Origin of the sequence: Paraburkholderia sp. (assembly GCF_034668105.1) — a bacterium.
Lineage (GTDB): Bacteria > Pseudomonadota > Gammaproteobacteria > Burkholderiales > Burkholderiaceae > Paraburkholderia.
The window spans coordinates 1-11714 of record NZ_JAXDPY010000641.1; the positions used below are offsets into that span (position 1 = coordinate 1).

Consider the following 11714-nt stretch of genomic DNA (forward strand, 5'->3'; position numbering starts at 1 on the left):
CCGCATGCCTAAACTCAAACAGAAAATCTCGGGCTGCTTCCGCTCGGAATCAGGCATGCAGGCGTTCTGCACAATCCGATCGTACCTTGCCACCCTGCGCAAGCAGAACCGTTCGCTGATCGATGCACTGGCCTCCAGCTTTGCCGGAATCGTCGATTCGCCTTTGCCTGCCGCTGAATAGTTACGCCGCGGCAAAGAAAGTAAGTGCCGCCCCGCACAGGGGCAACACTAATAGACCAATAAGAACACAAGAAAAGGCCAACGAAACCAAAAAAAAAACGAACGGCATCCGCACACACCGCGCCAACTGCAACCGCGGCCATCCCCCATGCTACGATGCATCGCCCGTCATAAAAACCGTCGGAGACATCAATGCATCCAAAGAGCGCCGCCCGTTTCGACGAACACTTTGCGCCCCGTATCGCCGAGGCGATCGCCGCCTGTTTCACCACCAGCGTGCATACCGAAGTGCTGCCTTATGGCGGCCATGGCCACCCCACCCGCGTGCGAATCCACGCAACCCCGATCGAAGACTTACGCCACTACCCGCATCCGCTGAATCTGTTTCTCACCTGGGACAGCGACGAAATCGAACGGCTGATGGGTTCCAAAGGGCCGGCGCGCTTCGCCGGCTATCTGGCGGCATTGCCGCGCAAACTCGAAGCCTGGCGCCATGTGCGCGAACTGGATTTTCTCTCTCACACACAAGGCGAGCCGGCAATATTGATCGGCGGCCTCGACTTCGAATCTTAGGACACCGCCGCGTCGATCCAGCCGGACAACTCACATCACCGGAGAATGCAGATGATGCGGATGGTCGAGCGTCTCGCCCACGATGCGTAGCGCTTCCTCACATTCGTCACGCGTTTTCGAGCCCCCGAGACACACACGCATTGCGTTCGGTGGATTGCCGTCGGTGGAAAACGCCGCCCCTGCAACCGCGGCGATGCCCTGATTGCGCAGTTGCAACGCGAGTTCGGACGCGCTCCAGCCGCTGTCGACCGGCACCGGCAACCACACATGAAAGCCGTCCGGATGTGCTTCGTAAGGCCACGCTTCGAGCATGCGCGACGCAATCGCCTGGCGTGCACGCGATTCATTGCGGATCGCGTTGAGCATGTCGAGCGCGGTGCCGTCGGTGATCCATTGCGTCGCGAGCGTCACCGTGAACGGACTTGCCATCACCGTTGTCGCGCGCAACGCGCCGGCGAGGCGCTGGGTTTGCCTTGCAGTCGGCGCGTGCAGATGCGCAACCCGCAAACCGGCGCCGAGGCTCTTCGATAGACCCGTCACATAGTAGGTCAGTTCGGGGGCGAAACTCGCGAGCGCGTCGGGCGCGCTTTGCGGCAGCATGGCGTACGCGTCGTCTTCGATGATCGGGACGCTATAGCGCAACGCGACGTCGGCGAGCGCCTCGCGCCGTTGGTGCGTGAGCGTCAGCGTGCTCGGGTTTTGCAGCGTCGGATTGCAATAGAACGCGCTCGGCTTGTCGGTCTTGCAGAGCGCTTCGAAGGCGTGGGCGAGCGGCCCTTCGTCGTCGCGCGGCAGGGCTTGCAGACGCACGCCGAGTTGCGCGGCGATCGCCTTGATGCCGGGATAAGCCAGCGTGTCGAGGCAGATCGTGCCACCGGGCCGCGCCAACTGCGAGACGAGCGCCACCAGCGCACTGTGAATGCCGGGGCATACCAGTACGTTCTGCGCGTCGCAATGCGGCACGCGACGTTTCAGCCATTCAGCGCCGGCGTCCTTGTCGGCGGCCGAGCCGCCGAAGTCCTGATAACGCAGCAACTGATAGGGATCGCTGCCGTTCATCAGGCGAGCCGCCGAGTCGCGCAAGCGCGCGGCATAGTCGGGCGGCTCCGGTGGCGTGTTCATCGACATCTCGATGCTGCTGCCGCCGGCGAGCGGCAAGGTAGCGGTGCGGCCGCGCACGAAGGTGCCGCTGCCAGCGCGCGAATCGAGCAAACCGCGCTTGCGCGCTTCCGCGTACGCGCGTGCCACTGTCGTGTAGTTCAGTGCAAGTTCTTCGGCCAGATCGCGTAGTCCCGGTAAGCGGTCGCGCGGACGCAGCCTGCCGGTGGCGAGATCTTCCTCGATCAGATCGGGAATCGCGAGATAGGCCGGCTTGCGAATGTCGGCGAGACGTTTGATCCAGTGATGTGTCCGGCTGCTCATTGATAGGCGTCGGCTGGAGGAAGAAAGCATTGATCGGATCTGAATGCGATCAATGATCGGATTGATCGTCCGTGGTGAATGACTGCACCACGCCGACACGTCTCGATATGAAAACCGCACCTGGCTGGTGCGATACAGGCCGCTACAGGCGATCGCATCGCGATGCTCCGGCTATACGCAAGCTTCGCGCCAAAATTTTTTCGAGTCGCATCTCGAATCGAGACCGGATTGATTGCTGATTGATCGCATTGATGAGGCCGATCAATGGCACGGCGGTTGCATTGAGACAAGCGCGCACAGAGCGAACGCGCGCCCCCTTTTACTCAGCAAACCTGATCGGAGAGTGTCATGCCAGCTGTCAACAAACCGCTGCATCAGAAAGGCGATTACCTTGTCGACTACGAAGAGAAAGTCTTCGAAGACGTGAAGGCCGAACCGGGCGAGAAGGCGCTCGTCACGTTTCATACGGTCGCGTTCGAAGGGTCGATCGGTTTCGTGAATCTGTTGCAGGCCACGCGTCTGCAACGCAAGGGCTTTGAAACGTCGGTGCTGCTATATGGGCCGGGTGTCACGCTTGGTCTGCAACGCGGCTTTCCGACGCTCGGCGACGAAGCGTTCCCGGGCCACCTGAACTTCAACAAGCAACTGATGAAGTTCATGGAAGAGGGCGGCAAGGTGTACGCCTGCCGTTTCGCGCTACAAGCCCTCTATGGGCACGGTGAAGCCTCGCTGATCGAAGGCATTCGCCCGATCAGTCCGCTTGACGTGCTCGATATCCAGCTGCTGCATCGCAAGGACAACGCGCTGATCATCCACACGTGGACGGTTTGACGAGAGGCGGGTGACCACTATGTCCGACAAACGCATCGTGCGTGCCGCAGCGGTCCAGATCGCGCCGGACTTCGAACGCAGCGGGGGCACCCTCGAGAAGGTCTGCGAGGCGATCGAGAAAGCCGCCCGCGAAGGCGTGCAGCTGATCGTGTTCCCCGAAACCTTCGTGCCGTACTACCCGTACTTTTCTTTCGTGCGTCCGCCGGTTGCTTCCGGCGCCGATCACATGAAGCTCTATGAGGAAGCCGTGATCGTGCCGGGCCCGGTGACGCAAGCGGTGGCCGAGCGGGCGCGCACGCATCGGATGGTGGTGGTTCTCGGCGTCAACGAGCGCGATCACGGCAGTCTCTACAACACGCAGTTGATCTTCGACGCGGACGGTCAGCTGGTGCTCAAGCGCCGCAAGATCACGCCGACGTTTCATGAACGGATGATCTGGGGCCAGGGCGACGCGGCCGGTTTGAAGGTCGCGCAAACAGCGGTGGGGCGCGTCGGCGCGCTCGCTTGCTGGGAGCACTACAACCCACTCGCACGTTATGCGTTGATGACGCAGCACGAAGAGATTCATTGCAGCCAGTTCCCCGGCTCGCTGGTGGGCCCAGTTTTCGCCGATCAGATCGAGGTGACGATCCGGCATCACGCGCTGGAGTCGGGCTGCTTCGTGGTCAATGCAACGGGCTGGCTGACCGAGGCGCAGATTGCTTCGGTCACGTCCGATGCGAATCTGCAAAAGGCGCTGCGCGGCGGTTGCAATACCGCGATCGTTTCGCCTGAAGGACAGCATCTGGCGCAACCGCTGCGTGAAGGCGAGGGGATGGTGATCGCCGATCTCGACATGGCGTTGATCACCAAACGCAAACGCATGATGGATTCGGTCGGCCACTACGCGCGGCCTGAACTGTTGAGTCTTGCGATCAACCGGCGGCCGGCGGAAACCGTCGCGCCGATGCCGGCGTGGTCCAGTGCTGTAAGCGCAAGCACCGGTTTCAATTCAAACGAGGGATGGCACGATGAGCTCCAGCGAGACACTGTCGGCGGCGAGCCGGCAATTGATGACTGAATTGCAGTCGGCCGGTTTGCGGCTCGTGTCGCCGGATACGGGCGCTGCGAGCCGGCGTGGCGGCGCGGGTCCATCGGACCACAAAGCGGTCACGGTGGACGGCGTGACGATCATGGTGCCGGTGCATACGAACACCGCCTGGCATTCGCCGTTCGTCGCGCAGACGCCGGATGCGAACGGGTCGAGTGCGTTACTGCGCGGCGCGATTCCGATTGCCAACATCAGCTTCCCAAAGGCGCCGCGCTTTTACGGCATGCAGACGCTCGACGGCGTGCCGTACTCGCACATCGCCACGCTGCATGGCGCGGACGTGCTGGCAACGACCGTGCTGCAAACCTGTATTCGTTACGAGAGCCGCCGCAAGAGTTGCAAGTTCTGTGCGATCGGGCAATCGCTCGCGGCGGGGCGCACGATTGCGCGCAAGACGCCGGAGCAATTGGCCGAAGTGGCGCGCGCGGCGGTATTGCTCGACGGCGTCAAGCATATGGTGCTGACCACCGGTACACCGCCCACCTCCGATCGCGGCGCGCAGATTTTGTGCGAAAGCGCATTCGCCATCAAGGCGGCGGTCGATCTGCCGATCCAGGCGCAATGCGAGCCGCCCGACGACGACCGCTGGTTCGCGCGCATGAAGGCGAGCGGCATCGATACGCTCGGCATGCATCTCGAAGTGGTGACGCCCGCCTTGCGCGATCGCATCATGCCGGGCAAGGCGAGTGTGCCGCTGGCGCGATACATGGAAGCATTCAAAGCCGCGGTTGCGGTATTCGGACGCGGCCAGGTGAGTACCTACATACTCGCCGGTCTCGGCGATAGCGCGGAAGCGATTCTGACGATGTCGCGCGAGTTGATCGAACTCGGCGTCTATCCGTTCGTCGTGCCCTTCGTTCCGATCAGCGGCACGCCGCTCGAAGATCATCCGGCGCCCACACCCGAGTTCATGAAGTCGATTCTGCAACCGCTCGGCGGCATGCTCAACGCCGCGTCGATGCGCTCCAGCGATATCAAGGCCGGCTGCGGTAAATGCGGCGCGTGTTCGTCGCTGTCGTCGTACGAGGAGTGATCATGTTCGGTGAAGCGATTGCAGGCGAGGCGCCGGATGGCGACGTGGGTTTCGTGCCCTATGCGCCAAACGAGTTTCGCATCAAGTGGACGACGCTCGATTGGGAAGCCGACGCAGCGTACAAGCTGCGGCGTGCTGTGTTTTGCATTGAGCAAGGCATCTTTGTCGGCGATGATCGGGACGAGATCGACAACCACGCACAACAACTCGTGGCGGTGAGCTGTGTGGCCGGCATGCCGGAGCAGGTGGTCGGCACGGTGCGGATTCATCGTGATGAGGGCAACGTATGGTTCGGTTCGCGCCTCGCCGTCCATGCCGCGTTTCGCCGTCACGGCAAAATCGGCGCGACACTGATTCGTCTTGCTGTGAGCAGTGCCCATGCGCTCGGCTGTGAGACTTTCCTCGCGCACGTGCAGAGTCAGAACGTGCCGCTGTTTCGCGCGATGCATTGGGATGTGCTCGCCGAAGAAATGCTGTTGGGGCGGCCGCATCATCTGATGCAGGCTCAACTGGACTCGTATCCGCCGTGCGTGACGCCGTATGGCGGCTTCGTGACTCACACGCATCCACGCGGGCTTGCTGCTGCACGGAGCGCGGCATGAGCGTGGCCGATCTCGTGGCCAGCCTGCGCGAGAGTCGCGGATTCCGGCACAAAACGGATATCGTCGATGTGGTCGGCTCACTCGCGCAGCATCTGCCTCGCGGCACGCAGGATCTCGCGCAGGCCGTCGCGCTTGGCGACGATTGCGCGGCCATTGCCGATGGCAATGGCTATTTGCTGTTCGCAATCGAAGGCATGGTCAGTGATTTCGTGAACGCCATGCCGTGGTTCGCCGGCTACAGCAGTGTGATGGTCAACGTCAGCGATATCTATGCGATGGGCGGGCGGCCGCTGGCGGTGGTCGACGCACTATGGAGCCAGGGAATCGGCGCGGCCGAAAAAGTGCTCGCGGGCATGGCGGCCGCTTCGGTTGCATATGGCGTACCGATAGTCGGCGGTCATACGAATACGCGCAGCGATGCAGCGCAATTGGCCGTATCGATCGTGGGGCGCGCTGGGACGCTGCTGTCGAGTTTCAACGCGCAGCCCGGTGACCGGTTGATGATGGCCGTCGATTTGCGCGGCCGCTTCGAGGAGCCGTATCCATTCTGGAACGCATCGGTGGGGGCGCCGCCTGAGCGATTGAAAGCGGATCTCGAACTGTTGCCGCTGTTAGCGGAAAGTGGCCTATGCGATGCGGCGAAAGACATCAGCATGGCCGGCACACTCGGCACGGCGTTGATGCTGCTCGAATGCTCAAGGGTGGGCGCACGGATCGACCTCGAGCGTATTCCGAAGCCTGCCGAGGCTCCTTTGGAACGCTGGGTCACCGCATTCCCGAGCTTTGGTTATTTGCTATCCGTTCGGCAGGAACATGTCGATGCAGTGCAGGCGCTGTTCGACGCGCGCGCGCTGGCTTGCGCCGTGATCGGTTCGGTCGACGCGACGTCTCAAGTGGTATTGCATCGGCACGACGAGGCGGCGATGCTGTGGGACTTCAATCGCGAGGCGTTCATGGTGGCAAAGGACGGTTCGCGATGAACACATTGCGCATTGCGTTGCTGACACATTCCGTCAACCCGCGCGGCGGGGTCGTGCATACGCTTGAACTGGCGAGCGCGTTGACAGCGCTCGGCCATGACGTGACGGTCTTTGCGCCGGCGGTGGCCGGCGAGGCGCTGTTTCGCTTGCCGCCGTGCCGCGTGGTCTACGCGCCGATCACGTTGTCTCAGGCCGGCACGGTAGCCATGGTGGAGGCGCGCATCCATGCGTTCAAGCATACGTTGCAGGAACATGATGCGTGGTCGTTCGATGTGCTGCACGCGCAGGACAGTATCAGCGGCAACGCCCTCGCCGAACTGAAAGCGCAAGGGCTCATTCGCGGGTTCACGCGCACCGTTCATCACCTGGATCATTTCGACGATCCACGTCTCGCTGCATGGCAACGGCGGGCCTATGAGGATGCGGATCAGGTGTTGTGTGTCAGTGACATATGGACGAACACGATGCATTCGGACTACCGCGTTGCGGCGCTGACGGTGCCTAATGGCGTCGACGTGGCACGCTTCACGCCCAACGTGGATGCGCGCGATGCGCAACTTATGCAACGCATGGGCGTTGACGGTGGCCCGGTCGTGCTGTCAGTGGGCGGTGTCGAAGCGCGCAAGAACACACGTGCCCTGCTCGAAGCATTCGTCTCCGTACGCCGCACGTTGCCGGGCGCGCAACTCGTGATCGCCGGTGGCGCGAGCCTGCTCGATCACGACGCCTATGCTCGCGGCGTGTTCAAGCGAGCGGCGGATTTGGGACTGTCGGTAGGCCCACACGAAAGCGTGGTGGTGACAGGCCCGCTCGAAGACGCCGCCATGCCCGCGCTCTTTCGCAGCGCGGACGTGTTGTCGATGGTGTCGTTGTGCGAAGGGTTTGGTCTGGTGGTGCTGGAAGCGCTTGCCAGCGGCACGCCGGTGGTTGCGTCGGCAATCGCGCCGTTCACCGGGTATCTCGACGACACCACCTGTTGCTGGGCAAACCCGCACAAAATCGATTCGATAGCGAAGGCCTTGTTGCTTGCTCTCACGGAAGGTCGTAGCCGGATTGATTTCGACCGGGCCGTGCCTGCGTTACTCGCTCGCTTTAGCTGGGCGGAAAGCGCGCGGCGTCACGTCGACGTATACCGTCAATCGCTTGCAGCGCGCGCATTGGCTATTCATGGACTGAATGATTGATTGAGGATTTACGATGCCTGTCATGCACTTTCGGATTCAGTGGCCTGATGGCGCCGAAGCGAACTGCTATTCGCCTTCGCTCGTCATTGGCGATTTCTTCAAACCTGGCGAAGCCTATGCGCTGAACGATTTCGTCGAACGTTCGCGGCAGGCGTTAGGTATTGCCTCGGAGCGGGTGCGCGAGAAGTATGGTTTTGCCTGCTCGGCGGCGCTGGATCAGCTCGCGCAGATCGAACGCGACGCGGAGCGATTTCGCGATCAGCCCGAGGCGAGCGTCAAGGTGATCGAGTTCAGCTAGGCGTTTATTCTTGTAGAGGACGCATCATGTCGAATCCAGCACAACACGCGCGCGTTGACGGGCATTTCAGTGTGCTCGTCGTCGGCGGCGGGCAGGCGGGTCTGTCCGTCAGCTATTACCTCAGGCAGGCGGGCATCGACCATCTGGTTGTGGAGAAGAACACGTTGACGCATACGTGGCGCCAGCAGCGCTGGGACACGTTCTGTCTCGTGACGCCGAACTGGCAGTGTGCGTTGCCCGGCTACCCGTACCTCGGCGACGATCCACACGGGTTCATGAAGAAGGATGAGATCATCGACTACCTCGACGGCTTCATCGCGCACGTCGATGCGCCGGTGATCGAACACGCGGAGGTCAAGCGCGTGAAGCAGCGCGACGACGGCGTCTATTCGATCGTGACCACGCAAGGCGATTTCACGGCGGACCAGGTCGTGGTCGCCTCGGGTGGCTATCACACGCCGATCGTGCCACGGCTCGCCGAGCGTTTGCCCGCCCATATCGTGCAGTTGCAATCGTCCGCATATCGGAATCCACAGGCGTTGCCCGAAGGCGCGGTGATGGTGGTCGGCACCGGGCAGTCCGGTGCGCAGATCGCGGAGGATCTGCATCTTGCCGGGCGAAAAGTGGTGCTTGCGGTCGGCGAGGCGCCACGCTGCGCGCGTTTCTATCGCGGGCGCGACGTGGTCGATTGGCTCGCCGACATGCAGTACTACGACATGCCGGTCGAAAAGCATCCGTTGCGTGAGGGCGTGCGCGACAACACCAATCATTATGTGACCGGCCGCGATGGCGGACGCGATATCGACCTGCGCAAATTCGCCACCGAAGGCATGGAGTTGTACGGCAGGCTCGACGATCTGCGCGACGGACACTTCCATTTCGCGCCGACACTCGCCGCCAATCTCGATGCCGCGGACGATACGTACAACCGGATCAATGCGGGCATCGACGGCTTTATTGAAAAGCATGGTATCGACGCGCCGGCGGGTGAGGTCTACGAACCTGTCTGGCGGCCTGACGAAGAACGAACCACGCTCGATCTGCGCACGAGCGGCATTTCGGCCATCGTCTGGTGCATCGGTTTCACGCCGGACTTTAGCTGGCTCGACGCGCCGGTGTTCAACGGCCGGGGTTATCCGGCGCATACGCGTGGCACTACACCGATCGACGGTTTGTATTTCGTCGGGCTGCCGTGGCTGCATACGTGGGGTTCGGGGCGCTTCTCGGGGGTCGCGCGCGATGCGGAGTTCGTGGTGCAGGCGATTCGCGAGAAGGCGCGAGGACGAGCGTCGGTGAGGGCGGCCGTGGCGGCTTGAGACTGCGGCCTATGCGGCGTGGTGCGACGTGGTGCGATGTGGTGCGCATGTGATGCGAGCAAAAAAAGCCGCTGCTTTTTATCGCAGCGGCCGTATCGTTTAGTACCGTCCGAATTGAAACGCCGTTGAAACCTAGCTTCCCAACGCCGGATCGCTCATGCTGCTGTTGCCGGTTTCCACATGTCCGGCGACACGACGTGCGAACGAACGGTCGGTGTCGACGGTAATCGCCAGATCGTACCAGCCGTGAGCGCTGCGCAGATCGAGATACAACTGTTCGGTATCGCCGCCCCGTACAGAATGCTTGATCACGTTGCTCGCGTCATAGGCGTTGACGATCGTGAACTGGCAGCGCGCGCTGCCCGCGTTTTCCAGCCGCAATTGCAGGTTGCCGTTCGCGACGTCGTAGCCTTCGGCGACTTCCGGGCGCGCGGTATCGGAGCCGTTCCACCAGTTTTTCGCAACCGGTTTGCCGGCAAAGCGGCGCAGAAAACCGTTCGGGCCGTGCACGGTGAAATCGTATGTGCCGTCGGCATTCAACGGCAACTGGTCCTGCAACTGCTTGCCGGCTTCGACCGTATACGTGCGCGGTGCGTCGAGCCCGTTCGCTGCATAGACCAGAAACACCGCGCCCGCGCGGCCCGAATTGACGAAACGCATGGTCAGCTTGTTGCCCGAGCTTTCGCCTTGCACACGTACGAACAGTTCGTAGGGCAACGCGCGCGCCGGGCGCACGCCGGGTTCCTGCTTCGGCACGGCCTGCAGGAGCGGCGGCAACGGCACATAGTCCGGATGCCGGTTCTGATCGGGCGGTACATAGCCGCTCGTGCTCGGCAGCGTCGGAAACGCGTCGTTCGGGTTGCTGAAATTGAATGCCGACATCAGGTCGCCGCACACCGCGCGACGCCACGGCGTGATGTTCGATTCGCCGAGGTTGTGCTGCTGCCCGAAGCGCTTTTCGATGAAGCGGATCACGGAAGTATGGTCGAACAACTCCGAGCACACGTAGCCGCCTTTCGACCACGGCGAGACCACCAGCATCGGCACGCGCGGCCCGAGGCCGTACGGGCCCGCGGGCGTCTTGCTGTCGCCCGCGTAGTTTTCATTGCTGGTGTCGACGGTGGACAAACCATTCGCGCTCGATGCCGGTGCGAACGGCGGCGCGATGTGATCGAAGAAGCCGTCGTTCTCGTCGTAGTTGATCAGCAGCACGGTCTTGCTCCACACCTCGGGATTGGACGTGAGAGTCTGCAGAACCTGATCGATGTACCACGCACCGTAATTGGTCGGCCAGTTCGGGTGCTCGGAATACGCTTCCGGCGCGACGATCCACGAGACTTGCGGCAGGGCGTTGTTTTGCACGTCGCGCTTGAGGATGTCGAAGTAGCCGTCGCCGTTGGCCGCGTTCGTGCCGGTGCGCGCGTTGTCATAGAGCGGATTGCCCGGCTGCGCATTACGGTACTGGTTGAAGTAGAGCAGCGAGTTGTCGCCGAAGTTGCCGATGTAGGGGTTCTGCGTCCAGCCCCACGCGCCGCTCGCGTTGAGTCCCGTGCCCATGTCCTGGTAGATCTTCCATGTAATGCCCGCGTTCTGCAGCACTTCCGGATAGGTCGACCATCCATAGCCGAGTTCGGAGTTATCGATCACCGGGCCACCGCCATTGCCGTCGTTGCCCACCCAGCCGCTCCACATGTAGTAGCGGTTCGGGTCGGTCGGGCCCATCAGCGAGCAGTGATACGCGTCGCAGATCGTAAAGGCGTCGGCGAGCTGATAGTGAAACGGAATGTCGTCGCGCGTGAAGTAAGCCATCGTCGTGGTGCCTTTGGACGGCACCCATTGATCGTAGCGGCCGCCGTTCCATGCTGCGTGCGTGGTGGTCCAGTCGTGCGCGAGATCCTGCAGGAATTGCAGGCCCAGGGTCGGCGCTGTCGGGCGGAACGGCAATACATAACCGACATCCGCGGCGAGCGGCTGATACCACACCGGCTTGCCGTTGGGCAGGTTGATCGCGCGCGTGTCACCGAAGCCGCGTACGCCCTTGAGCGTGCCGAAGTAGTGGTCGAACGAGCGGTTTTCCCGCATCAGCACGACGATGTGCTCGACGTCGCGAATGCTGCCGGTCTTGTTGTTGGCGGGAATCGCGAGCGCGTTGCGGATGCCCAGCGGCAACATGCTCAACGCGGTGGCGGAACCGGCTGCATGCGC

11 protein-coding genes and 1 pseudogene are annotated in these 11714 nt (G+C 62.2%); 10 read left to right on the top strand and 2 right to left on the bottom strand.

The genetic code is table 11. The features are described 5' to 3' along the window. Both QOC89_RS28315 and QOC89_RS28320 read left to right on the top strand, forming a co-directional pair. Positions 1-181: pseudogene (locus QOC89_RS28315) on the top strand (IS66 family transposase); the annotation flags it as partial. Between the two features lie 191 nt (positions 182-372). Further along, entirely contained in the window at positions 373-753 is a 381-nt protein-coding gene (locus QOC89_RS28320; protein ID WP_323048059.1) for a DUF5594 family protein, read from the top strand. A gap of 30 nt (positions 754-783) precedes the next feature. Here the strand turns inward: QOC89_RS28320 and QOC89_RS28325 are convergent, their stop codons facing one another. Continuing rightward, positions 784-2175 carry a PLP-dependent aminotransferase family protein gene (locus QOC89_RS28325; protein ID WP_323048060.1) on the bottom strand — a complete coding sequence of 464 codons (1392 nt, stop codon included), beginning with the start codon at positions 2173-2175 and terminating at the stop codon, positions 784-786. Between the two features lie 348 nt (positions 2176-2523). Here QOC89_RS28325 and QOC89_RS28330 point away from each other — a divergent pair, with 348 nt between their 5' ends. From QOC89_RS28330 to QOC89_RS28365, 8 genes are read left to right on the top strand one after another with little or no spacing between them, the layout of a single operon-like run. After that, a complete protein-coding gene (locus QOC89_RS28330; RefSeq protein ID WP_054040483.1) occupies positions 2524-3006 on the top strand; it encodes an MSMEG_0572/Sll0783 family nitrogen starvation response protein in 483 nt (160 codons plus the stop codon). 19 nt (positions 3007-3025) lie between these two features. Continuing rightward, positions 3026-4066, top strand: coding sequence for a Nit6803 family nitrilase (locus QOC89_RS28335; protein ID WP_323048061.1), 1041 nt, complete (start codon positions 3026-3028; stop codon positions 4064-4066). Beyond that, on the top strand, positions 4059-5129 hold the full coding sequence (locus QOC89_RS28340; protein ID WP_323048068.1) for an MSMEG_0568 family radical SAM protein: 1071 nt from the start codon (positions 4059-4061) through the stop codon (positions 5127-5129). Before QOC89_RS28335 ends, QOC89_RS28340 begins: the two co-directional genes overlap by 8 nt. A gap of 2 nt (positions 5130-5131) precedes the next feature. Continuing rightward, positions 5132-5731, top strand: a complete 600-nt coding sequence (locus QOC89_RS28345; RefSeq protein WP_323048062.1) for an MSMEG_0567/Sll0786 family nitrogen starvation N-acetyltransferase — start codon at positions 5132-5134, stop codon at positions 5729-5731. Further along, positions 5728-6711 carry a sll0787 family AIR synthase-like protein gene (locus QOC89_RS28350; protein WP_323048063.1) on the top strand — a complete coding sequence of 328 codons (984 nt, stop codon included), beginning with the start codon at positions 5728-5730 and terminating at the stop codon, positions 6709-6711. Before QOC89_RS28345 ends, QOC89_RS28350 begins: the two co-directional genes overlap by 4 nt. Continuing rightward, complete coding sequence (locus QOC89_RS28355; protein ID WP_323048064.1) at positions 6708-7895, top strand: MSMEG_0565 family glycosyltransferase; 1188 nt, start codon at positions 6708-6710, stop codon at positions 7893-7895. The genes QOC89_RS28350 and QOC89_RS28355 overlap by 4 nt, the downstream gene beginning before the upstream one ends. A 13-nt stretch (positions 7896-7908) precedes the next feature. Further along, a complete protein-coding gene (locus QOC89_RS28360; RefSeq protein ID WP_323048065.1) occupies positions 7909-8193 on the top strand; it encodes an MSMEG_0570 family nitrogen starvation response protein in 285 nt (94 codons plus the stop codon). Between the two features lie 26 nt (positions 8194-8219). After that, positions 8220-9509: an MSMEG_0569 family flavin-dependent oxidoreductase gene (locus QOC89_RS28365; protein WP_323048066.1), complete on the top strand. Its 1290-nt coding sequence runs from the start codon at positions 8220-8222 to the stop codon at positions 9507-9509. Positions 9510-9641: 132 nt separating this feature from the next. Here the strand turns inward: QOC89_RS28365 and QOC89_RS28370 are convergent. Then, the coding region (locus tag QOC89_RS28370; protein ID WP_323048067.1) for a phosphocholine-specific phospholipase C at positions 9642-11714 on the bottom strand (2073 nt) is incomplete at its 5' end.

Bases quoted from the DNA above. Each gene is read 5' to 3' on its own strand.
- QOC89_RS28325 (WP_323048060.1), bottom strand. From the start codon at position 2,175: ATGAGCAGCCGGACACATCACTGGATCAAACGTCTCGCCGACATTCGC.
- QOC89_RS28345 (WP_323048062.1), top strand. From the start codon at position 5,132: ATGTTCGGTGAAGCGATTGCAGGCGAGGCGCCGGATGGCGACGTGGGT.
- QOC89_RS28350 (WP_323048063.1), top strand. From the start codon at position 5,728: ATGAGCGTGGCCGATCTCGTGGCCAGCCTGCGCGAGAGTCGCGGATTC.
- QOC89_RS28355 (WP_323048064.1), top strand. From the start codon at position 6,708: ATGAACACATTGCGCATTGCGTTGCTGACACATTCCGTCAACCCGCGC.
- QOC89_RS28340 (WP_323048068.1), top strand. From the start codon at position 4,059: ATGACTGAATTGCAGTCGGCCGGTTTGCGGCTCGTGTCGCCGGATACG.
- QOC89_RS28335 (WP_323048061.1), top strand. From the start codon at position 3,026: ATGTCCGACAAACGCATCGTGCGTGCCGCAGCGGTCCAGATCGCGCCG.
- QOC89_RS28360 (WP_323048065.1), top strand. From the start codon at position 7,909: ATGCCTGTCATGCACTTTCGGATTCAGTGGCCTGATGGCGCCGAAGCG.
- QOC89_RS28365 (WP_323048066.1), top strand. From the start codon at position 8,220: ATGTCGAATCCAGCACAACACGCGCGCGTTGACGGGCATTTCAGTGTG.
- QOC89_RS28330 (WP_054040483.1), top strand. From the start codon at position 2,524: ATGCCAGCTGTCAACAAACCGCTGCATCAGAAAGGCGATTACCTTGTC.
- QOC89_RS28320 (WP_323048059.1), top strand. From the start codon at position 373: ATGCATCCAAAGAGCGCCGCCCGTTTCGACGAACACTTTGCGCCCCGT.